Raw genomic sequence first — 22,618 nt, forward strand, 5'->3', positions numbered from 1 at the left:
ACCTGTTGTTGATTTCTGCTGCAGGCGGACGCTGTCCGAGAAGCTTGACAGGCACAAAAAAGAGAGAGCAATCCCTCCCTTTACCAAAGGGAGGGATTGCTCTCAACTAATTTTAACTCTGCTTGTTAAAGCTATCTTCTGCTATAGAAAGCTCCACCTCTATGTGGACTTTCCAATTATATAATTGTACCAGCAATCTCCTCGTGAAGAAGCTGTTCAATCTCATTATTTTCCCCAGCCACCACTACTTTCGGACGGTGATCCTTTACCTTCTCCTCGGCGACCATGACATAGGAGATAATAATAACTTTATCACCCGGTTGGACAAGTCTTGCTGCCGCCCCATTTAAACAGATCACGCCGCTGTTCCGTTCACCTGGAATAATATAAGTTTCTAAACGGGCACCATTGTTATTGTTGACAATCTGCACTTTCTCATTTGCCATCATTCCAGCGGCGTCCATTAAATTTTGGTCAATCGTAATGCTGCCCACATAATTTAAGTTCGCTTCCGTTACGGTAGCCCGGTGAATTTTCCCATTCATCATTGTACGAAACATTTCAGCATTCTCCTCCAACCGTAAAAATAATGTTATCAATTAAACGCGCTTTTGAATAATTGATCGCTGCTGCCAGAATCATCTTTCCTTGCACTTCTTTTAAAGAGTTTAATTCCGGATAAGAAAGCAAGTCCACATAATCAATTGTTGCGCCAGTGTGATTCTCTAAATAGGAAGCAGTCAAATCAATAATTTCTTTTACACTTTTTCCGCCCTGTTCTGCTGCCTGTACGCCGTGCTGGAGAGCTTTTTGCAAATATGGCGCCTTTGTGCGTTCCTCTTCCGTTAAATAGACGTTGCGTGAGCTTTTTGCCAGTCCGTCCTCTTCTCTGACAGTCTCCACTCCTACAACTTCCACCGGAAAGTTTAATGACTTCACGAGACCGTCAATGACAGCAAACTGTTGGGCATCTTTCAAGCCAAAATAAGCTTTATCTGGCTCAGCTAAATGAAATAGCTTCGTGACGACCTTCACTACCCCATCAAAATGTCCTGGCCGCTTCACGCCGCACAGCTTGTCTGTTCTGTCTGTAACTGTCATAGTTATAATAGAAGGCTCCGGATACATCTCTTCTACTTCGGGAGCAAAAAGACAGTCTACACCTGCTGAAGCGGCGAGTTGCTCATCTCGGTCTAAATCCCGCGGATAACGTTCAAAGTCTTCATTTGGTCCAAATTGCAGCGGGTTGACGAAGATGCTCATAATAATCGTGTCATTTTCCTGCTGTGCTTTATTGGCGAGGGTAAGATGCCCTTCATGAAGAAAGCCCATTGTCGGCACCAGGCCAATCTGGTGTCCAGCCTGTTTTTCCGTCCGGACAAAGGCTTTTAATTCCTTAACTGTCTTAATTACTCTCATGAACGTGCTCCTTCATACAAAGCTTCCAGTTCTTCTTCTTTCATCGTAAATGAATGCTCCACTCCCGGGAATATTCCACCTTTTACTTCTTTTACATAAGCAGAAACGGCCGGTATAATTTCATCGTTCACATTGCTGTACGATTTAACAAATTTAGGTGTTCGGCTTACCCCATATTGAATAAGGTCATGGTAGACAAGCACTTGTCCATCCGTTTCCTTGCCTGCCCCAATTCCGATTATCGGAATAGTAAGAGCGCTTGCCACTTGAGCTGCAATCTGATAAGGAACACATTCAAGCACGGCCATAAATGCCCCTGCCTGCTCAAGCTTCTTTGCATCATCCAGCAGCTTTCGGGCTGCCTCTGCTGTTTTCCCCTGCACTTTATAACCGCCAAGAACCCCAACGGACTGCGGAGTTAGCCCTAAGTGGGCGACTGTTGGTACGCCAGCCTGCGTCAAATCCCGAACGGCCTCTACTGCCTCTTCGCCGCCCTCAATTTTTACAGCATGCGCTCCTGCTTCCTGCATAAGCGCTCTTGCTGCCCGCATCGTTTCTTCTCGGCTAATCTGATACGACATAAAAGGCAAGTCAGTAACGACAAATGTTTCTTTCGCCCCCCGCTTTACTGCCTTTGTATGATGAATCATATCGTCCAGGGTAACAGGAACGGTTGATTCATACCCAAGTACAACCATACCAAGAGAGTCTCCGACTAAAATGATGTCCGCCCCACCCTCTTCAGATAATTTAGCAGAAGGATAATCATAGGCGGTGATCATGGCAATTTTTTCACCGTTTGCTTTCATTTTGATAAAGTCACTCGTTTGCTTCATGTACGCTTCCTCCTTTTTCGATCAGAGGAGACGAAACAATCAGTAAATAAAAAGGGTCCTTCAGACAGAAGGACCCGAATAATTAGATTCGTTGTTTCGACCCTCTGTCCCTGTCCTTACGGATCAAGGCAGAACTTTTCGCTTATTTTATTATTCCAGCGGCTGACTTCGGACAAGTGCAGTTCTCTTTAAGATACTGCCCGCCTTCATTATAACAACATCTTTTTTCTTTGACTATTAGAAATTTACCTGATCATAATAGGATGAATAAGTAACTATTAAGAGAGAAGGTGAGAAGATGAAAAAATGGTTGTTGATCGCTCTCGTCCTGCTTACAGGCTGCTCTTCACCTGAAAAAGCTCCCGAAGAAGAATCTTCCGAAAATATTCCTGCAAGCACATCAGCTGGAATAAAAGTTATCGCTAAAAAACTGGAGGTTCCATGGAACATTACTAAGTTGGATAACAGCTTCTTTATTAGCCAGCGTAAAGGTACAATTGCCGAAATTTATTCTGATGGAAAGAAAAAAGAAATGGAATTGAAGCTGGATCAACCGGTACTGCACGAAGGAGAAGGCGGCTTATTAGGCTTTGAGCTTGATCCTGCCTTTTCCAGCAACGGACGCGCTTACATCTATCATACGTACAAGGAAAAAGAAAAAATAATGAATCGGATTGTACAAATTCAAAAGAAAGGCAGCGGCTGGCAAGAGACAAAAGAACTGTTGGCCAGCATTCCCGGCGGTACGATCCACAATGGCGGACGGATCGCTCTTGGTCCTGACCATAAGCTTTACGTAACTGTAGGAGATGCCGGTGTAAAGGAGTCTGCACAAAGTAAACAGCAGCTATCCGGGAAAATTTTACGTTTAAATTTAGATGGCTCTGTTCCCTCTGACAATCCTTTTAAAGGTTCCTATATTTTTTCCTATGGACATCGCAATCCGCAAGGGATGGCCTGGAGCAAAGACGGTACCATGTATGCGACTGAACATGGGCAAAGCGCTCATGATGAAGTGAACAAAATTAGTCCAGGGAAAAATTATGGCTGGCCTCTCATTCAAGGAGACGAGAAAAGAGAAGGAATGGAATCACCTTTCATTCATTCTGGCGAGGAAACGTGGGCTCCCTCCGGTCTAGCTTATAGTAAAGGACAACTCTTTATTGCTACCCTTAAGGGAGAAAGGCTGCTTGCTTTCGATCTTAAACATCGGAAAATGACGGTTTCTTTTCAAGGCGAAGGACGCTTGAGAGATGTATATGCGAGCGATCACTATTTATATATTGTGACAAATAATACAGATGGCCGAGGGACACCTTCTCAAGATGATGATCGACTTCTTCTTTTAAAAGAACCGCATTAATGGCAAAGGGTTATGCCTTAAATAGAAAACTGCCCGTGCTGCTGTCCAGCGGGCAGTTTTTTCTACATCATTCATCTGTCCTTGTATCGATTTCGATATCAGCGGAGTAAATATCATGGATGGTGCCGTCATCATCAAGCAGCTTCAATACACCTTCTTCTGTGATACCGAGTGCTTTGCCGTGAATCGTACCAGTCACTGTCCGCGCCGTAATTTTTTTACCGATCGACAGCGCGTGCTTTTCCCAGCGTTTTTTTATGTTAATAAATCCTTCTTTCATGTATATGTCATAATAATTTTCAAGGTTTTTTAAAATTTCCTGAACTAGCTGCGAGCGTGAGACTGCCTCTCCTTTTTCAATAGCAAGCGAGGTGGCCACTTCTTTCAATTCGTCAGGAAACTCTTTTTGATTTACGTTAATGCCGATACCGATAATAATTGAATGAATGCGGTCAGCGTCCGCTTGCAGTTCTGTTAAAATACCGGTAATCTTCTTGCCGTTTAACAAAATATCGTTCGGCCACTTGATCTCTGGCTGCAATCCGGTCACTTCAATAATCGCTTCAACAACGGAAACTGCCGTAATCAACGTGAACTGAGGCGCTTTATAAGGCGGCAAAGACGGTTTTAATAGTACGCTCATCCAAATGCCCGTATATTTTGGAGAATGCCATGCACGTGTCATTCTTCCGCGTCCCGCTGTCTGTTCTTCTGCAATCACTACCGTACCTTCCTTAAAAGGCTCTTGTGCCAAGCGATGAGCCTCCTTCTGAGTCGAAGGGGTAGATTCCAATGCGACGATTTCTTTTCCAAGCCAGTCGGTCTGCAGGCCGATTAAAATTTCATTTTCCGTTACTTTATCCGGCTTTGTAAGAATGCGGTAGCCCTTTTTTCGTACCGCTTCCAATTCAAATCCCTCTTGGCGCAATGATTCAATGTGCTTCCAAATGGCCGTCCGCGAGCAGCCGAGGATTTCTGCAAGCGCCTGACCAGATACAAATTCCCCATCCGCTCTTGAAAACGCCTCTAATAATTGCTGTTTTACAGAAGATTGCACGCTTCAAGCCACTCCTTTATCTTTTCTTTACTGTTTTCAACTTTTCTCTCTACAACAGCCCGCTCGATCATTTCAATATAACTTTTCATCCATGGCCCACCTGTTTCATTCTTCCATTCCTTCAGCTCTTTACCGGTGATAGCTAGTTCTTTTCGAGTGTGGATCGATAGGTCGGCATGTCGATTTTTCAGCTCTTCTGCTTTTGAAGGGCGGCCGGCAAGAAGCGCATTGACCGCCTCAGCATCCATCGCCTGGTCTACACCGGCTTCATATAATGAAAAATCTGTCCACTCTTCTTTCTGCTGTTTGAGAGCCGTTTCGTATGTACCCGCTAAATACTTTATTTTCTTAGCTGGCATCCGCCACTCCTTCAGCCAATCACCTGGTTTATGTGGTGCAAGAAGGACGAGCAGAAGAAGCCACTTTTGGATTCCAGTTAACTTGTTAAGATCATAGGAGAGCATCTTATTTATCCGTTGCTCCTGCCCGAGAAGCCCTGGCAAATAGGCAATCAAGCCTCCTTCAAGCAATATCTTGATGCCAGCTGCCGCCTCTTTCCCAGCCATTAGTTTATCCATCTCCATTAGTTTCCGTTCAACCGCAATATGCTCCAGTAGACTAGTACAGCGGCTTAGTGCTTCTTCTGTTTCGATATGCAGCTGGAAGCCAAGCTGGCTGGCAAATCGGGCGGCCCTCATCATTCGAAGGGCATCTTCCGAAAAACGCTCTTGCGCCTTGCCAACTGTTTGAATTTGCTGCGATTGTAATGCAGCCTTTCCGCCGAAAGGATCAACGATGGTTCCATGTCGATCCATAGCCATCGCATTAATAGTAAAATCCCTTCTCTTTAAATCTTCCTCAAGTGTCCGAACGAAAGATACTTTTTCCGGTCGTCGAAAATCCTTATAATCAGATTCTGTTCGAAAGGTAGTAATTTCATAACCGTCCCCCTGCCAAATCACGAGCACGGTTCCATGTTCAATGCCGACATCGACAGTTTTAGAAAAGACGCGCTTCACCTCTTCTGGCAAGGCAGCTGTGGCAATGTCAACGTCGCCAATCGGACGATTCAACAAATAATCCCTTACCGCTCCTCCTACATAGTAGGCATCGAACCCTGCTTTCTCGAGTTGGGCAAGAATCGGAGCGGCTTTCTCAAAGATTAACTCATTATTCACTATCCGCACCTGCCTGTTGGGGAAGCAAACTCATATATAGCTTTTCGTACTCGCGAACGATGTTTTCTGAATGAAAATGAGTTTGTACTGTTTGTATCGCCTGTTCACTTATCTTTTGATAAAAATTATCATCCGTTAGCAGCTGCAAAGCTTGTTTTGTCACGGACTCAATATCTCCCACTTCAGAGAGAAAACCATTTTTTCCATTTTCAATCACTTCGGGAATGCCACCAATATTCGTGCCAATGCAAGGAACTCCGCAAGCCATCGCTTCCAAAAGTACCAAACCAAAGCTTTCTTTCTCTGATAGCAATAAGACTAAATCGCTGAGCACATATAGCTCTTCTAAATTATCCTGCTTGCCGAGAAACAAAACACATTCTTCGAGGTTCAATTCAGAAACAAGCTTGCAAACGATAGTCATTTCTGGTCCATCGCCGACCAAAAGCAGCTTTGCCGGCATGTGTTCTCTAAGCCGCTTAAATACACGAACCACATCCGGCACCCTTTTCACACTGCGGAAATTAGATACATGCATAACCACCTTATCTTGAGCAGCGATTCCCAACTCTTCGCGCAGTTGCTCATTTGCCGGTCTCTTTCGATAAACTCGCTCATCAATAAAATTATAAATAGGTTGGATGTTCTTTTGAGGGTAAATTACATCCATCGTTTGAGCGATTAGCGCTTGCGACACAGCAGTCACAGCGTCGGACTCTTCGATACCAAAACGAATCGCTGCTGTTAAGGAAGGATCATGTCCAAGCACAGTGATATCCGTGCCATGCAACGTTGTAACAATCTTAATATTGGAACGTGCAATTTGCCTGCCAAGAATAGCACAAACAGCATGCGGGATCGCATAGTGGACATGCAGGATATCGAGCTGCTCCCTCGTTATAATTTCTGCTATTTTATTTGCTAGTGCAATTTCATACGGCGGGTGCTGAAAAACGGAATATTGGTTGACATCCACTTGATGAAAATAAATATTCGGGTACATCCGGTTTAACCTGAACGGACGATCCGTTGTGATAAAATGGATCTCATGTCCTTTTTCTGCAAGTAGCTTTCCAAGTTCTGATGCTACTACACCCGAGCCACCGACAGTAGGGTAGCACGTAATTCCTATTTTTAATTTCATTATAAATCCCCAATCAAATCTTGATCTATTAACAGTGGGACAGTAGTTAAAAACCCTTCTGCAAATGTTCGCCCCACTTCTTTTCCCATCAGGCGGTCTCTCGCTTCAACCGCCTCTATGTAACCGGTCGTTAAAGGTGTGGCGACTGATTTTTCCCCCATCTGGAACTGACTTTGATAAGTGCATAGACTTTGCTTTTTCTTATCCATAAATTCTCCTGTATCCACGCAAAAATCAGGGGTATGAAAACCGTTGATCATATAAAAATAAAGGCGCTCCGCCTTATGAGCATTTCCGTGGGCAGTCGTTTGGTATTTTTTAATTCCGGCAGAAAAAAACGCTTCCTGTACGATACGCGAACAAGCACCGTGGTCTGGATGACGGTCTTTTTCATAAGGTGCAAAAATGACTTTCGGTTGGTAACGACGGATGACCTCTGCTACTGCTTGAATCGCTTCTTGTGTTAGAAACAACCCACGATCTGGCAAGTCAAGCGTCAACCTCTCCCGAACACCTAACAGAGCAGCTGCTTTGTTTGCCTCTTCTGCTCTCGAAGCTACCGTGCCGTTAGATGACAATTCTGCTTTTGTTAAGTCACAGAAAACAACCGTTTTACCAGCCGCCGCATATTTAGCCGCTGTCCCCCCCATGCCAATTTCAATATCATCTGCATGAGCACCGAAGGCAAGAATATCTGCTTTAATTGTTTCCATAGGTCGGCCTCTTTCCTTGTAATTGATCCAAGTCGCCTCTCTGCAAGCCCTCTATTAAAATCGTTCCGGTACCTATATTAGTTGCCAGGGGAATAGCGTACACGTCACAGAGCCGGACAAGCGCTGATACATCTGGCTCATGAGGCTGGGCGGTAAGCGGATCTCTGAAAAAGAAAACTAAGTCCATTTCTCCTCTGGCAATACTCGCTCCGATTTCCTGATCCCCGCCAAGCGGACCGGACTGGAAGCAATGGATGGGCAACCCGGAAGCCTTCATGAGCCGCCGCCCTGTCGTACCCGTGGCAAACAGCTCATGCTCTGAAAATACTTTCACATGTTCTAGAAAAAATTGAATTAAATCATCCTTTTTCTCATCGTGGGCAATTAAAGCTATTTTCATAAGCGCCTCCTCAATCTAAAATATTTTCCATGCCATAGATAAGCGTTTCTACCTTTACAACAGTTTCCACGCACACTTTGACGCCTGTCATAAAAGAAGTCCGATTATATGAATCATGGCGAATGGTCAACGTTTCACCATCTGCTCCGAACAACACCTGCTGATGAGCAATCAATCCTGGCAAACGTACACTATGAAGGTGCATTCCATCCATTTCTGCTCCGCGGGCGCCTTTCATTGTTTCTTTTTCCTCAGGATGGCCCTGTTGCTTCTTTTCTCTTACTTCGGCAATCATCTGAGCTGTCTTAATTGCCGTACCCGACGGTGCATCTAATTTCTTATCATGGTGAAGCTCAATGATCTCCACATCTTGAAAATACTTGGCTGCCATTTCAGAGAATTTCATCATAAGCACTGCACCAATAGCAAAGTTTGGAGCAATAATACAGCCAAGGTTTTTTTCCTCAGTGAGTTCTTTTAACTCCTTTAATTGTTCCTCTGTAAATCCCGTAGTACCTACAACTGGCCGAATATTGTGTTCTAGAGCGGTTTTTGTATGTATATATCCTGTTTCCGGTGTCGTTAAATCGATAAGCACCTCAGCTTCTACCTCACTAAAGCATTCATTGATGTCTGTAAAAATTGGCACGTCTATTCCCGAAAATCCCTCTACTTCACTTAACAGCTGTCCATTGTACTGACGATCTAAAACAGCAGCAAGTTGTAAGTTTTCTGATCTCTGTACCATATATACCGCTTCTTTCCCCATTCGCCCGCGCGGCCCTGCAATAATGACTTTAATCGTTTCCATTATTTATTCCCCCTCTTTTCTCGTCCAGCGATCTTTATCTCTCGTGTTAAACTTCTTCATGACTTGATCATGAGCTTCTTGCAGATCAATATTTAGTGAATTTGCCAGGCAAATAATGACAAACTGCAGATCACCAAGTTCTTCTGCTATGGTTTTCGCCTCTTCTGTTGATTTTTTAGGCTTTTCACCATAGTAATGGTTCACTTCCCGTGCCAGCTCTCCTAGTTCCTCAGTCAAGCGAGCCATCATAGCAAGCGGGCTAAAGTAGCCTTCTTTAAATTGACCGATGTATTCATCGACTTCCTTTTGCATCTCTTTGATCGTTTTATCCATGTCTTCCCTGCTTTCTTCCTTAATTAATTTTATGTTAGCTAATTCTTGAGTAGTTGACAATGAATTTATCGCTCTATACACCTCAGACTTTCATGTTTCTTATTGTCTGATCTCGCACAGTTATATATAATGACAGTTATCAATAACTGTCTCAATATTAATTCAAAGGTGGCTGGCGTATGATATTTGGCATGAAACTCAAAAATATTTTCTTTATCTTAATTGGCGGTGCCATTTATAGTTTTGGCCTTGTTCATTTCAACATGGAGAACAAGCTGGCAGAAGGCGGTTTTACCGGAATTACATTACTTTTATACAATTTGTTTAAAATTGATCCTTCTTATTCCAATCTAATTCTGAATGTGCCTTTATTTTTTGTTGGTTGGAAACTGCTTGGCAGAATGTCATTTTTCTATACGATCATTGGAACAGTCGGTGTGTCTATTTTTCTTTGGATTTTCCAGCGCAAGCAGCTTCCTATTCCGCTCCATGAAGACTTGTTTCTCGCTTCTTTATTTGCCGGGGTCTTTGCTGGTGTAGGGCTTGGCATTATTTTCCGCTATGGCGGAACAACAGGCGGAGTCGATATTATTGCTCGTTTGATTCATAAATACCGCAATGTTAGCATGGGAAAAACGATGTTTTTATTTGATGCTCTTGTGATTACGGCCTCTTTATTAACCTATCTAAATTACCGGGAAGCTATGTACACGCTCGTGGCTGTTTTCGTCGGGGCGCGAGTCATTGACTTTATGCAAGAAGGTGCCTATGCTGCCAGAGGAGCCATGATCATCTCTGACCATAATCAAGAAATTGCTGAGAAAATCACCAAACAGATGGAACGAGGCGTTACTATATTAAAAGGCCACGGTGCATTTACAAAGACAAACCGGGAAGTTCTCTATTGCGTAGTTGGCAAAAATGAGATTGTCCGCCTTAAAACATTATCAACTCGGTTGATCCGCATGCTTTCGTTTCCGTTACAGTTGTGCATGATGTACTCGGTGAAGGATTTACCCTTGATGAGAACAAGCAGCCGATCCAAATATAAAAAGCAGGAGACTCATTCTCCTGCTTTTCTCTTTTTATGAAATTAATCTTCGTTCTGCTGCATACCGGTAAACATCAAGACTAGACGAACCAGTTCCAGTACAGCTACAGCGGCGGCAGCAACATACGTCATGGCTGCGGCATTTAGTACTTTGCGGGCCTCGCGCTCTTCGTCATTGCGGATAATACCTGATGAAACAATTTGATCCATCGCGCGCGAAGAAGCGTTGAACTCGACAGGCAAGGTAATCACTTGGAATAAAACAGCTGCTGCCATTAAAATAATTCCGAGTAAAAAAGCTCCTGTCATTGATGTAAAGATCCCGATCATAATGAAAATCCACGATAAGTTTGATCCAATATTTGCTACAGGTACGAGTGCATGTCGGAATCGTAGAAAGGCATATCCCTCTTTATCCTGAATAGCATGACCTACCTCATGGGCTGCTACAGCAGCGGCAGCAATAGAATGTCCGTGATAGTTATTTGGAGAAAGATGAACCGTCTTTGTTAACGGATTATAGTGATCACTTAAAAAACCGCTTGTTTCCACTACTTTCACTTGGTGAAGGCCATTTTCATCTAAAATGCGCCGAGCCGACTGCGCCCCGGTTACACCAGTGGAGACAGAAACTTTGGAATATTTATTATACGTACTTTTTACTTTCATCTGCGCCCAGATTGGAACGAGAATTAGGATAAGAAAGTAAATTAGAAAGCCCATTGTTTGGTGTTACCCCCATTTGTACTAATATTTACTTCTCTTTTATTTTATCCTTTTCTAATTTTTATATCAATGATTCTGCTTCTTCCTCTCTTCTTCCTTCTGCCCTTTATATTTCTTCCAGCCTACATAAGAAAGCGTTACAATAATAATTCCCCCAGTAAAGCTGATGACCCATCCAAGAGAAGGCTGGGCAGGGTCCTCTTTTTCCATTTCCTTAAACACCATCTCTACTGCTTTTTCCAACTCTTCGATCTCACTTTCAGCAGATGCCTCTTTCAACATCTTTTCTCCACTTCGTTCCATATAACGAACATGTTCATCAAGTATCCGAACACTCTTTTCAGAAACATCTACTTTCAAGCTGGGCTGGATGATATAGTAATTAGCCAAAAATCTATTGAGTGATTCATGAAACCCTGAGGAATCGGCTGTCATAGAAGACTTTTTTAAAGATTGCAGGGAAGACATAACAGGCTGTTCCATTTCAGTCCATAACGGCCGGTAACGAGAAACCACTGCATCGGCCACCAAGCGGAAGGTCGTAACAGTTTCCAACGTTTCTATTTCTTTTCCTTCAGGAGAGTTAATCACATGCAATGCTTCTCCAAGAGCCGTCGATAAAACTGTCCAATCTTCCATAGGAAGTCCACTGTCTTTAAATTGAAGTTGTATAAGTTCAAGCTGGACAGCTTTTAGCTGTGCTTCTGCATCTTCATAGAGACCGGCTTTCGTAAACTCCAGAGCCTGGCCGGCTATTTGATCTAATCTAAGAAGGCGGGCATCGGCATCCTCTGCCTGACTATGAACGGGAATAATAAATAAGCAACAAATAAGAAACAAGCACTTTATTTTTTTCATTTCTCTCCCTCCTCCGCTCCTGCTGTTAATATATGCATGAACCAGGGAAACGAGAAGAGAAACTTATAGTAGACGCTCGTTTATTCCAGTTAGAAAGTCCACTTCAAACGTTTTTCTCTGCTTGTTAAATACCAGGCAAGAAAAATAGAGAAGACACTCAACCAAAAAGTAAAATAGCCAATTTCTTTAATATATAGATGTAATTGCGGATATGACGGATATTGCATATAGACATAATCAATGATTTCATTATGCAAAGCCCAAAAAGCAGCTATGATTAAATGCCATGGTTTGATGCGATAAAATGGCGCATAGAGCAACCCTTGGATAGCCATTCCTAAATGTGAAGCCATCAGCATATATCCTTCCCATGGCAAATAGCCAGTCACTTTTAATACGAGTACGTTCATTACCACTGCCCATATGCCGTATTTAAACAGTGTCACAATGGCCAATGCTTGAAAAAGCCCCCATGATTTTTTCCATAAAAATCCCAGCAACACAATCGTGAAAAACAGGCTTGCTGTGGGGCTGTCCGGAACAAAGGGCCAGAAAAACCAATCTGTGCGGACTAACTGCGGCGCATACCACATATATCCGTAAATTGTGCCGACTAGATTAATGAAAAATAAAATAAGTAAAAATCTTTTGTTCGCTAAAAACCAGTATACATATTGCAAAATGGCACCATCCTGTCTTCTCTGCTAAACATATCGGAAAAATATTGTAATGATTACATTTATTATATAGAAAAAAAGATGCCCTATTCAAGATAGGACATCTTCTCTTTGTACTATTTTAAATTAGAAATAAATTCAGCCATTTTATCGAGCTCTTCATCAGTGCCTTTAAACACACCTGCAGGCATGGCCCCTTTACCTTCACGAGCAATCTTTTGGATTTCTTCAGGCTTTAATCCCGTGCCGACAAGAGATGGTGCTGCTGCACCGCCTGTCAAATTTTCTCCATGACAGTTAATACAGCCATTTTTCTGGTCAGCAAAGATTTTGTATCCTTCATCATTCTTATCGAACTCTGCTTCTTCGACAATTTTACCTTGTGCCTCTGCAGCTTCCCAGTCATGGTGAACAACGGATTCCCATGTTAAGAAAACAATGGCTGATAAAGCAAGAATCATAAAGCCCGTAGCAAATGGACGTTTAATTGGTCTGCGTTCTGGTCCTCGGTCAATGAATGGAGCAAGTAAAAGTCCTCCAAAAGCTAGTCCTGGAATAACAAAAGCTCCAATAACATTGTAAGGTCCGGAAGCATACGTGTATTTCAGTAACTGGTAAAGAAATAAAAAGTACCAGTCTGGAAGCGGAATATAACCTGTATCCGTCGGATCCGCGACACGCTCAAGCGGAGATGGATGCGCTACTGTCAAGCATAAATAACCAACTAAGAAAACGGCACCAACCATCCACTCTTTTAATAAAAAGTTCGGCCAAAAGGCTTCAGTTTTCCCCGGGTATTCCGAGTAATCTTTCGGAACATTCGGTTTGCGTACTGCCGGGATACGCGAATCACCAACGAATTTCATCCCTTTTCCACGATGCATGGCGTTCCCCTCCTTTAAAAAGATCTTTAGACATTCAATGAAATTTTAATTTTACAATGGTCCGGAGATACCTTGTCTGCGAATCATAATAAAGTGAGCTGCCATTAAGCCGAGCAACGCTGCCGGCAGGAAGAACACGTGAATCGCAAAGAAACGAGTAAGCGTCTGGGCTCCAACGATATCCGGATGACCCGCAAGCAGGGTTTTTACCTGTTCCCCAATGAATGGAGTGGAAGCGGCGATTTCTATACCTACCTTCGTTGCGAATAACGCTTTCATATCCCATGGCAATAAGTAACCCGTGAAGCCGAGACCAAGCATAACAAAGAAAATTAATACGCCCACTATCCAGTTCAGTTCACGTGGTTTTTTGTAAGCTCCTTGGAAGAACACGCGCAACGTATGTAAGAATATCATAACGATAACTAAACTCGCACCCCAGTGGTGCATACCACGCACAATCATTCCAAATGCCACTTCATTTTGAAGATAATAAACCGATTCCCAGGCATTTTTAATATCAGGCACATAATACATAGTCAAAAACATACCTGATAGAATCTGGATAACGGTTACGAAAAATGTCAATCCGCCAAAACAGTAAACGAAAGCCGAAAAGTGATGAGCCGGGTTTACGTGTTCAGGCACTTCATGATCAGCAATATCCCGCCACAAAGGCGTAATATCTAAACGCTCATCAACCCAATCATAAATTTTGTTTAGCATGAATTACGCCTCCTTTACGCAATGGTTTGTGGCTCCGGCTTGCCGAGCTGCAAGAAACCGTCTTTTACTTTCGTTGGGTACTTATCAAGCGGTCTTGTCGGTGGTGTACCAGGAATGTTTTTTCCACTCTTTTCATATAAACCACCATGACACGGACAGTAGAACTTGTTTTTGTGACCGCTTCCTTCCCAGTCAACCGTACAGCCTAAGTGTTTACATACAGGTGAAAGGGCAACGATTTCGCCTTTCTCATTCTTGTAAACCCAAGCCGTTTGTGTAACATCGGATGTGTACCATGCATCTTTTTGTTCGTAAGAGAAGTCCACACGAGTCGGTTTCGTAGACAATTCATCCACTTTCTGCTTCGTAGTATGGTATTCGCCTTTTCCACCATGCGCCAAAACTGGATCAATTGCAAAACGAACCATTGGCATCAACATGCCAGCTGCCATAAAGCCGCCAACGCCTGTCAGTGTATAGTTAAGAAATTGACGTCTTGATACAGGTTGTTTACTCATTCTTTTCCCCCCTCTATTGTAAGCTGCGTCCGCACTGGACGTATTTATAAGCGCACAAACATAAACTAGGACACCACTATGATAATCCAAACTTGGAAACAGGTCAATATCACAGCGATCGAAAATATATCAAAGTATGTGACGATTTTCTGAATTATGACAAATTTTGCTGCCATTTGTGGACGATTATATTGACAAATTGTTTTGCTTGATCCTCTATTAACGAGTATTTGTACGAATCCTCCATATGTTCAAGCGGCACGGATGGAACCCAGATTAATGAGCCACCGATCTCTTCTTCAGCCAACTTCCAGCTGCTGTCTGAAGTGAAGAATAGCTTATGTTTAAACCCACTCTTGTCCATCTCCTCAACCCAGCGATTTAACGCGGCAAACTTTCCTTGTTCCTCCTGCTGTCTTATGTAAGTAAACGGGGGAATAAGCAAGATTCGCCCTTTAAATTGCTTCTCAAGCAGCGTAGTTAACAACTGCATAAATTCATATTGAGAAGCTGTTTCTTTCATGTCGCTTTCAAAAGAAATAGGGATGAGCGGCACGAGTGCTGTATCCACATATTCTTTTTGCTGTTGAAAGCTTTCTGTATCTCTGCCATTCCAATTCATGTCATTCACCTCTTGTTTTATAGTACCACAGTGATTCGATGAGAATCATCCTTCTTTATTCAAAAATAAAGTCTTTTGCCGCAGGCAAAAGACTATTTTAAAGCATTTAGTTGATCAGTCAACGCCAGAAATGCTGCTTTATCTCCGCTATCGAGCGCTCTATCTATGTCTTTGAGCAATCGCTCCTTCTGAAAACGATAGATTCCCTCTTTAAGAAAGTTTTCAGCAAGCACTTTATCCTTTTCCGTAATTCGTAAATTCCTTGGCATAAATGGGTTTTCTTCCATTACGGCCGCATATTGATGAGATACATTGGAAGACTTGAACTTCAATTCAATATAAATGTCCTCTTCCTTGTTCAACCGGATATCATGAAATGATTTTTCTGCATCCGTTGTCATGATGTTCTCTTTAAAAAAACGAAACGGGGCACTGTCAACACAGTGGGTAGACATGATCATTCCCCGTGGACAATATTGTGCGTCTTCTACAAAATGCACCTTTTCCATGAGCTGGTCGTGGCTCATTAAATAATTTAAAATCCATACAGATTCTCTTCTTTTTAATTGATAGTGATTTAAAAACCAGCGGATAAAATCTTTTTTCTCATGAACAGATACAGGGGCAGCCATTTTATAAATCCCTCCTCTGTAAAGATAGTCATTTAATTAATCCGAAAGCCGCTCAATGAGCAACAGCCACTCTTCATTCGCGGGATCATTCTCCAGCAGCTGACGGAATATTTGCAGTGCTTCCTTACGATTTCCTTCTTCCATTAAGAAGTATCCGTATTCTTCTAAAAAGTGTGCATGACCTTTAAAGAAATTATATGCTTCTTTATAAGCAGTTAATGCCTGACTATACTCTTCTAATTCATTGAGGGCTTTTGCCTCATCCCATAAAAGCTGTGGATCAGCCTCTCCATCTTTCTTCAGCAGTTCGGTAATTTCCAGTACATCTTCATAGCGTTCCTGATGAAGAAGCAATTTATTTAAGGTAAGGGCGGCTTCTGAATACTCAGGATCTAATGCCAAGGCAGCGCGCAAAAACTGCTCTGCCTCCTCCTCTCTGCCTAACTTTAGGCTAAGCTTACCTGCAATGAGATGCAGCTCTTTGTGAAACTCGTCATGCTTAATTCCCTCCTTAGCTACTTCTATCCCCTTTTCTAACTCCTCCTCCCGCTCATATGCTTTGGCTAAATAAAGATAAATAGAGTGATAGTCTGGGTCAAGCGCTTTTAACTCTTCAAATTTAGCGATCGCTGTTTGATAAAAGCCCGCTTGAAAAGCCGTGAAAGCGTAACCAAATAGTGTGTTAATTTCCAGATGGCCTTCAAGCGCTTTTTCATAATACTCCAAGCTCTCCTCAAAAGCTCCGCCTACGCTCAATGACTCAGCCAGGCGCTGATAAATGGAGATACCCGCTATCTCTTCTTGTCTATCTGCAAGCAGGGCTCTGTAAAGACGAATAGCTTCCAAAAACCTTCCCTGCTCCGAGTAGAACTCAGCAAGCGCAAATTGAATAACCGGTTCATCAGGCAACAGTTCATTGGCAGCTTGCAGCTTCTGTTCACTTACTTCATATAGACCTTGCATTTGGTATAGATCAGCAAGCAACAGCAGAGCTCTCGGATAGTTTTCGTCTGCTTGGTCCAGCTGCTCAAGGAGAAGCATGGCCTCTTCTTCTTTATCCATATCAACGAGCACTTCAGCAAGAAGGACGCGCAGCTCTCCTTCTTCCGGAAAGGTTTCCAGAAGCCCTTCGTACAGCTCCCGCGCTTCTTCCAGAAAGCCCAGACCATATAATTGTTCGGCCAGCGAAAATTTCTCTTCATCTGAGGAAAACGACTGGACCTTTTTAAATAGAGAAAACGCTTGTTGATTTTCCCCTTTTTCTAAACTTTCTAGCATTTGCTGTGCATAAGACATTTTCTTCGAATCCTTTCTAAAAAACAATTTACTCTTATTAGGACTGTCGACAAACGTCCGACTTCTTTATTACTAGTCTGCTTGATCGATCATCCTCATCTACATCAGACTTAAGTTTTAAAGGACGGTCATTTGCAATCAATCCCAGGGTGCTTTCAATCATCCTGTTCACACCTTGTAATATTGTTATCATAGTGAAAGAAAAGCCTGACAGCAACTTTTTTATCTTCAATAGTAAATACATTCTCCAGGAAAGAGCAATTTCCTTCTTTATGCAGAAAAAGGAGCTGATAAAATCAGCTCCTTTTTGTTGGCTGCTGTGTGCGTCGCCAACTAAACACCTTGTTTTCATTACTTTTGAATGAGTTGCTTCATATCTTCAAAGAAAGAAGGATAGGAAACCGCAATAGCCTCGGGATTTTCAAGCTCAACGGCTCCCGTAGCCACTAGAGAAGCAACAGCCAGCATCATACCAATTCGGTGATCTCCATGCGATGAAACACGAGCTCCAGACAGCGAGCTCTTGCCATGAATAATCATTCCATCCTCTGTAGCTTCAATTTCCGCGCCAAGCTTCTTTAATTCATTCACAACCGTGTCAATACGATTTGTTTCTTTTACTTTCAACTCTTCTGCATCCTTGATGACAGTCTTTCCTGCTGCCTGTGTGGCAAGCAGAGCAATGATCGGAATTTCATCAATCAGCTTCGGAATTAAATCGCCGCCCACTTCAATGCTTTTTAATTGAGAAGTACGGATAGTAATCGTCCCTATCTCCTCTCCAACAGTCTCACGGGCCTCAATTTGAATATCGGCCCCCATTTGAACAAGCACATCAATAATTCCCGTTCTTGTCGGATTTAAGCCAACGTTTTCAAGAATGACTTCACTGCCAGGAACCATTGCCCCAGCAGCAAGGAAAAAGGCCGCAGATGAAATATCTCCAGGTACATATACACTTGTCCCTTTAAATGACTGGCCGCCCTGCACGACAATATCATTGCCGCGGCGTGTAACTTCCCCGCCGAATTGTTTGATCATTTTTTCTGTATGATCACGGGTTGGCTGCGGCTCCGTGATCACTGTTTCTCCTTCTGTCTGGAGAGCAGCAAACAAGAGGGCAGACTTTACCTGAGCGCTCGCTACAGGCAATTCATATCGGATGGGGGACAGCTTTGAACCGTCAATTGCCAGCGGTGTAAACCGTCCATTGCTTCTGCCATTAATTTTTGCTCCCATGCTCGTTAAAGGGGCAACAACCCGATCCATTGGCCGTTTGGCGATAGACTCATCTCCAATTAATACAGAGTGAAATGGACGGCCGGCCAAAATCCCCAATAAAAGTCTCGTCGTTGTTCCAGAGTTCCCAGCATCAAGGATTTCAGAAGGCTCAATCAATCCGTTCCATCCAGTTCCATAGACAACAATTTCTTCATCGGTCTCTTCAATGTTCACACCGAGCTTTCGAAAACAGTCAATCGTCCGCAGGCAATCTTCCCCTTTCAAAAAATGCCGAATGGTTGTCTTGCCTTCAGCTAAGGCGCCAAACATAACCGAGCGATGGGAAATTGATTTATCTCCCGGTACTTCCACCCGCCCATTCAGCGGGGAATTTGTCAGCCTTAATTCCATTTCTTTCATCGAATCACCCTTCATGCTAAAAATAAGTCGTAGTTTGTCTGTTTTTCAATGCATTGCCGGGCCCGCATCCGGTCTTTTTCATTCTGAAAGCTAATCACAAGCACTCCGTACACATCTTCTCTCGTTTCCACAATCCGAATATTCGTGATGCTAATTCTCTCTTCCGCTAAGTAAGCCGTGATTTCTGATATGACTCCCGGATAATCCGGTACATCGACATACAAATCATAAAATGAAGGAATAGCTCCCATTGCTTTAGCAGGAAGATCATCCCTAAATTCTTTTGCTTCATTAAAATAATCAAATAAAAGAGGAGCACTCTCTTCTTTTAAAATATCTATGACTCTTTCCATCTCTATTTTCCAATCGCATAAAAGTGTGAGAAGCACTTCTTTATTATGTAGCGAAATATCCTTCCACATTTCCGGGCTTGATGAGGCAATCCTCGTTAAATCCCGAAACCCCCCGGCAGCAAGACGGGAAATCAAGGAATTGCTATTATTGTATTTGCGAGCCTGGTGAACAAGAGAGGCAGCAATGATATGAGGAAAGTGACTGACAACCCCTGTAAGGTGATCATGGTCATCAGCAGAAATTTCCAATATTTTCGCTTTGGTTCCTTGCAGCCATTTTTTTAAAACGGCCACCTGCTTTTCGTTCGCTCCTTCACCTGGCGTTAGCAGGTAAAAGGCATTCTCAAATAAAAGCTCTTTTGCAGCTGTCACTCCGCTCTTATGAGAGCCCGCCATCGGATGACCGCCAACAAAGGTTATGTGGCGGCTTTCCAAAATGGCGGCACAGGACATAATTCTCTTTTTTGTACTGCCCGTATCTGTGATGATGACTTCTTCTTTTAAATCAAATTCAGCCAGCTGTCTGATCAGCCTTTCTGTCTGTAAAACGGGTACAGCCAAAATGATAAGATCCGCTTGCTCTGCCCCCTCTTGAAATGTGCCTGCCTGCCTGTCAATAATATTCAATGCTTCGGCAAGGCCTACTTCACCTTCGCGGATGTCGTATCCGATAATTTCTGCCTGGGGATGGGCTGCTTTGATCGCTTTCGCCAGCGACCCGCCGATTAATCCCAATCCGGCAACTAATACAGTTCCTCTCATTCTTCACAAACACCTACTGTCTAATTGCGTTTTCTGCTATAAAACTCTTCATAGCTTGGATAACTCCTTCATTCTGTTCATAAGATCCGACTGTTACCCGAACAGCTCCTGGACAACCAAGGGCATTTCCGGAACGAACGATATACCCCTTTTTCATTAAATATTGGAACAGCTCATCACTGTCACATTTGAAATCAATTAAAATAAAGTTTCCTTCTGACGGATAATAGTCAAGATGTTCACTTTTACAAAATTGATAGAATTGTTCGAGGCCCTTTTTATTCTCTTCTCGGCATTTCTTTACGAAGTCCTGATCTGATAGTGCCGATAAAGCAACGCCTTCTCCAAGTGTATTAATATTAAATGGTTCGCGAACCGGCTCTAAAGCACGGATAATTTCTTCGGAGCCAAATCCATAGCCGACTCGGAAGCTCGCTAGACCGTAAATTTTAGAGAACGTTCTTAAAACGAGTACATTCGGATACTTCTTTGCAATCTCTAACGCATTATAATAATCCTCTGCCGTTACATACTCATAATAGGCTTCATCAAGCACAACGAGAACATCCTCTGGGACTTTATTTAAAAATTGCACGAGCTGGTCATTGTTAATATAAATGCCCGTTGGATTATTCGGACTGCATAACCAGACAACAGCTGTTTGTGTGTCTATCGCTGAAAGCATCGCGTCTAAGTCATGGGCGCCGTCCACAAGAGGCACTTCACGGATTTCTGCTCCTTCAATCGTAGCGTTATGCCGGTATTGCGGAAAAGTAGGAGTTGCCATAACCGTGTTTTTGCCTGGTTCTAACATCGCTCGAGAAATAATCAAAATCAGCTCGTCAGACCCATTGCCAAAAATAAGCTGCTTTTCATCTACACTAAGAAATTCGCTGAGAGCAGAGCGAAGGGCCGTTGTATAACCGTCCGGATAAAGAGCATAGGATGATCCGTAAGATTGCACCCACTCTTTCGCTTTATTGGATGAACCGAAAGGATTTTCATTTGATGCAAGCTTAACGATTTTTTCAAGACCGTACTCTTTCTTCACATCTTCAATTGAACGCCCGGGCTGATAAGCTTTCAATCCGGTAATTTGTTGTTTCCATTTCATCTTCATCACAATCCCTTCTTTTGATTACTTGCTTAATTGGCCACACTGGCTCGTTTGTTGCAGATCCGGCCGTAGCTTCACAGCTTCTCCTAAATAAATATGATTAACTTCCTGCTGCGCTGCTTTAGTATTCACGTGCATCATGACTCTAATGCACTGTGCCAAGCTGCCAGGCACCGGAATTTCATTCATGCACATGACCGGCACGTATTCCCATCCGGGCAGTCGCCTTAAAGCTCTTGCAGGAAAAGCAGCATTAATGTCATTTGTTACTGAAATAAAGACCGAACACACATCCTCGGGCTGCAAATCATTTTTCTCAACCATTTCTCTTAAAAGTACTTCCGTACAATCAATCATTTCTTTTTCAGTATTCTCTTTAACAGTCGTTGCTCCCCTAACGCCTCTGATCATACGGCAGCCTCCTCTCTCATAAAACGATCAGCTTCTTCTAATTCCGACCGGCTCATCTCTTTAATAACCGGTCGGCCCACTTCCTGCAATAAAACAAAGCGGATGCTTTCGCCAATCGTTTTTTTATCTCTTTCCATTAATTTGTATAATTCATCAAATGACAGTTCGCTATTTAAATCCAGTGGATAGCCGAGCTCTTTAAGCCAAGCCATGAACTTTTTCAAGTCAAAGGCTAAGCCTACCTTTTTCTCACTCGCGTACAGAGCAAAAACCATTCCCGCTGCTACAGCTTCTCCATGTGTAATCTGGCCATAGCCGAGTCTTGCTTCAAGTGCATGACCATATGTATGGCCAAAGTTTAAATAAGCCCTAATCCCTTGTTCTTTAACATCTTCTTTGACAATCTCTCCTTTGATTTGAATGCCTTTTTCAAGGCAATAAGCAAGAAAGTCAGAAGACAGATCTTTAAAACTATTTACCTTGATCTGCAACTCTTTTAAAAAAGCAGAATCAGCAATTAATGCATGTTTGATAATTTCAGCAAACCCTGAACGTATTTGTTGTTCAGGAAGCGTCTGAAGAAAGCGAGTATCAAAAACGACCGCTGCTGGCTGATGAAAATGACCAATCATATTTTTGCCGAGCGGATGATTGATGGCCGTTTTCCCACCTACCGCGCTATCGTGTGCCAGGATAGTTGTCGGGATTTGAACAAATGCAATTCCTCTCATATAGCTTGCTGCTACATAACCAGCTAAATCACCTGTAGCACCGCCGCCAAATGCTAAAATACACGATTTGCGATCGAGCCCTTTTTCGAGAGCGAATGTTAAACAGCTTTCAAATGACGCAAATGTTTTAGCCTGCTCACCGCTCGGGACCGTCAACCACTCATATGGCAATCCTGGTGGGAGAGCTTGCTTCAGCGTGTCCCCATGAAACGATGCGACCAGCTCATCAGCGATGATAAGCAGCTTTGTTGTTTCCTTGAGAGGACCGGCAAATAATCTGGTTAGTTGGTGCAACGCTCCTTCTCCAACATAAACAGGATAGGATTGACCCGGCGTCTCAATCATTAGTTCTCTCATAA

Annotated in this window: 25 protein-coding genes and 1 pseudogene; 2 read left to right on the forward strand and 24 right to left on the reverse strand. The window is 43.0% G+C overall.

The window, feature by feature from the left end; translation table 11 throughout:
• Window positions 1-176: 176 nt before the first annotated feature.
• Genes panD through panB form a run of 3 tightly spaced genes read right to left on the reverse strand, consistent with a single transcriptional unit; the run spans window position 177 to window position 2,255 of the window.
• Window positions 177-560, reverse strand: a complete 384-nt coding sequence (panD, locus tag CJ483_RS05210) for an aspartate 1-decarboxylase (RefSeq protein ID WP_120032548.1) — start codon at window positions 558-560, stop codon at window positions 177-179.
• Between the two features lies 1 nt (window position 561).
• Window positions 562-1,419 carry a pantoate--beta-alanine ligase gene (panC, locus tag CJ483_RS05215; protein WP_120032550.1) on the reverse strand — a complete coding sequence of 286 codons (858 nt, stop codon included), beginning with the start codon at window positions 1,417-1,419 and terminating at the stop codon, window positions 562-564.
• On the reverse strand, window positions 1,416-2,255 hold the full coding sequence (panB, locus tag CJ483_RS05220; protein ID WP_120032552.1) for a 3-methyl-2-oxobutanoate hydroxymethyltransferase: 840 nt from the start codon (window positions 2,253-2,255) through the stop codon (window positions 1,416-1,418). Before panB ends, panC begins: the two co-directional genes overlap by 4 nt.
• A 298-nt stretch (window positions 2,256-2,553) precedes the next feature.
• On the opposite strand from panB, the gene CJ483_RS05225 reads away from it, so the two are divergent.
• A complete protein-coding gene (locus CJ483_RS05225; RefSeq protein WP_120032554.1) occupies window positions 2,554-3,618 on the forward strand; it encodes a PQQ-dependent sugar dehydrogenase in 1,065 nt (354 codons plus the stop codon).
• Between the two features lie 67 nt (window positions 3,619-3,685).
• On the opposite strand, the gene CJ483_RS05230 is transcribed toward CJ483_RS05225, so the two are convergent.
• From CJ483_RS05230 to CJ483_RS05260, 7 genes are read right to left on the reverse strand one after another with little or no spacing between them, the layout of a single operon-like run.
• Window positions 3,686-4,675: a biotin--[acetyl-CoA-carboxylase] ligase gene (locus CJ483_RS05230; protein ID WP_120032556.1), complete on the reverse strand. Its 990-nt coding sequence runs from the start codon at window positions 4,673-4,675 to the stop codon at window positions 3,686-3,688.
• Window positions 4,660-5,853, reverse strand: a complete 1,194-nt coding sequence (locus CJ483_RS05235) for a CCA tRNA nucleotidyltransferase (RefSeq protein WP_120032558.1) — start codon at window positions 5,851-5,853, stop codon at window positions 4,660-4,662. The genes CJ483_RS05230 and CJ483_RS05235 overlap by 16 nt, the downstream gene beginning before the upstream one ends.
• Window positions 5,846-6,997 (reverse strand): N-acetyl-alpha-D-glucosaminyl L-malate synthase BshA, encoded by a 1,152-nt coding sequence (gene bshA / locus CJ483_RS05240; protein ID WP_120032560.1) that lies wholly within the window; start codon window positions 6,995-6,997, stop codon window positions 5,846-5,848. Before bshA ends, CJ483_RS05235 begins: the two co-directional genes overlap by 8 nt.
• Window positions 6,997-7,710, reverse strand: a complete 714-nt coding sequence (gene bshB1 / locus CJ483_RS05245; protein WP_120032563.1) for a bacillithiol biosynthesis deacetylase BshB1 — start codon at window positions 7,708-7,710, stop codon at window positions 6,997-6,999. Before bshB1 ends, bshA begins: the two co-directional genes overlap by 1 nt.
• On the reverse strand, window positions 7,697-8,110 hold the full coding sequence (locus CJ483_RS05250; protein WP_120032565.1) for a methylglyoxal synthase: 414 nt from the start codon (window positions 8,108-8,110) through the stop codon (window positions 7,697-7,699). Before CJ483_RS05250 ends, bshB1 begins: the two co-directional genes overlap by 14 nt.
• Before the next feature lie 10 nt (window positions 8,111-8,120).
• Window positions 8,121-8,921 carry a 4-hydroxy-tetrahydrodipicolinate reductase gene (dapB, locus tag CJ483_RS05255; RefSeq protein WP_120032567.1) on the reverse strand — a complete coding sequence of 267 codons (801 nt, stop codon included), beginning with the start codon at window positions 8,919-8,921 and terminating at the stop codon, window positions 8,121-8,123.
• Between the two features lie 3 nt (window positions 8,922-8,924).
• Entirely contained in the window at window positions 8,925-9,254 is a 330-nt protein-coding gene (locus tag CJ483_RS05260; RefSeq protein ID WP_120032569.1) for a nucleotide pyrophosphohydrolase, read from the reverse strand.
• A 179-nt stretch (window positions 9,255-9,433) separates the two neighbouring features.
• Here CJ483_RS05260 and CJ483_RS05265 point away from each other — a divergent pair.
• A pseudogene (locus CJ483_RS05265) lies at window positions 9,434-10,305 on the forward strand (YitT family protein).
• A 42-nt stretch (window positions 10,306-10,347) separates the two neighbouring features.
• Here the strand turns inward: CJ483_RS05265 and CJ483_RS05270 are convergent.
• From CJ483_RS05270 to aroB, 14 genes are all read right to left on the reverse strand, one after another.
• Window positions 10,348-11,028 carry a zinc metallopeptidase gene (locus CJ483_RS05270; RefSeq protein ID WP_120032571.1) on the reverse strand — a complete coding sequence of 227 codons (681 nt, stop codon included), beginning with the start codon at window positions 11,026-11,028 and terminating at the stop codon, window positions 10,348-10,350.
• A gap of 69 nt (window positions 11,029-11,097) precedes the next feature.
• Window positions 11,098-11,889 carry a sporulation protein YpjB gene (locus tag CJ483_RS05275; protein ID WP_120032574.1) on the reverse strand — a complete coding sequence of 264 codons (792 nt, stop codon included), beginning with the start codon at window positions 11,887-11,889 and terminating at the stop codon, window positions 11,098-11,100.
• An 89-nt stretch (window positions 11,890-11,978) separates the two neighbouring features.
• The gene (gene lhaT, locus CJ483_RS05280) at window positions 11,979-12,569 is read right to left on the reverse strand and encodes a lipoprotein heptaprenylglyceryl N-acetyltransferase LhaT (protein ID WP_120032576.1); all 591 of its coding nucleotides are present in this window, start codon (window positions 12,567-12,569) and stop codon (window positions 11,979-11,981) included.
• 113 nt (window positions 12,570-12,682) lie between these two features.
• Entirely contained in the window at window positions 12,683-13,450 is a 768-nt protein-coding gene (locus CJ483_RS05285) for a menaquinol-cytochrome c reductase cytochrome b/c subunit (RefSeq protein ID WP_120032578.1), read from the reverse strand.
• Window positions 13,451-13,501: 51 nt separating this feature from the next.
• Window positions 13,502-14,176, reverse strand: a complete 675-nt coding sequence (gene qcrB, locus CJ483_RS05290; protein WP_120032580.1) for a menaquinol-cytochrome c reductase cytochrome b subunit — start codon at window positions 14,174-14,176, stop codon at window positions 13,502-13,504.
• Between the two features lie 14 nt (window positions 14,177-14,190).
• Complete coding sequence (locus CJ483_RS05295) at window positions 14,191-14,694, reverse strand: Rieske (2Fe-2S) protein (protein ID WP_120032582.1); 504 nt, start codon at window positions 14,692-14,694, stop codon at window positions 14,191-14,193.
• A 154-nt stretch (window positions 14,695-14,848) separates the two neighbouring features.
• Window positions 14,849-15,316 (reverse strand): YpiF family protein, encoded by a 468-nt coding sequence (locus CJ483_RS05300; protein ID WP_120032584.1) that lies wholly within the window; start codon window positions 15,314-15,316, stop codon window positions 14,849-14,851.
• A 92-nt stretch (window positions 15,317-15,408) separates the two neighbouring features.
• Window positions 15,409-15,948 carry a ReoY family proteolytic degradation factor gene (locus tag CJ483_RS05305; RefSeq protein ID WP_120032586.1) on the reverse strand — a complete coding sequence of 180 codons (540 nt, stop codon included), beginning with the start codon at window positions 15,946-15,948 and terminating at the stop codon, window positions 15,409-15,411.
• 36 nt (window positions 15,949-15,984) lie between these two features.
• Window positions 15,985-17,244 (reverse strand): tetratricopeptide repeat protein, encoded by a 1,260-nt coding sequence (locus CJ483_RS05310; protein ID WP_120032588.1) that lies wholly within the window; start codon window positions 17,242-17,244, stop codon window positions 15,985-15,987.
• A gap of 351 nt (window positions 17,245-17,595) precedes the next feature.
• Entirely contained in the window at window positions 17,596-18,885 is a 1,290-nt protein-coding gene (gene aroA / locus CJ483_RS05320; RefSeq protein WP_120032592.1) for a 3-phosphoshikimate 1-carboxyvinyltransferase, read from the reverse strand.
• An 11-nt stretch (window positions 18,886-18,896) separates the two neighbouring features.
• Window positions 18,897-20,000 (reverse strand): prephenate dehydrogenase, encoded by a 1,104-nt coding sequence (locus CJ483_RS05325; RefSeq protein WP_120032594.1) that lies wholly within the window; start codon window positions 19,998-20,000, stop codon window positions 18,897-18,899.
• 13 nt (window positions 20,001-20,013) lie between these two features.
• Window positions 20,014-21,114, reverse strand: coding sequence for a histidinol-phosphate transaminase (gene hisC, locus CJ483_RS05330; protein ID WP_120037809.1), 1,101 nt, complete (start codon window positions 21,112-21,114; stop codon window positions 20,014-20,016).
• A 24-nt stretch (window positions 21,115-21,138) separates the two neighbouring features.
• The gene (gene aroH, locus CJ483_RS05335) at window positions 21,139-21,528 is read right to left on the reverse strand and encodes a chorismate mutase (protein ID WP_120032596.1); all 390 of its coding nucleotides are present in this window, start codon (window positions 21,526-21,528) and stop codon (window positions 21,139-21,141) included.
• Window positions 21,525-22,616, reverse strand: coding sequence for a 3-dehydroquinate synthase (gene aroB, locus CJ483_RS05340; RefSeq protein ID WP_120032598.1), 1,092 nt, complete (start codon window positions 22,614-22,616; stop codon window positions 21,525-21,527). The genes aroH and aroB overlap by 4 nt, the downstream gene beginning before the upstream one ends.
• Window positions 22,617-22,618: the final 2 nt, after the last annotated feature.

The sequence above is a fragment of the Bacillus sp. PK3_68 genome, from assembly GCF_003600835.1.
Classification (GTDB): domain Bacteria; phylum Bacillota; class Bacilli; order Bacillales; family Domibacillaceae; genus Pseudobacillus.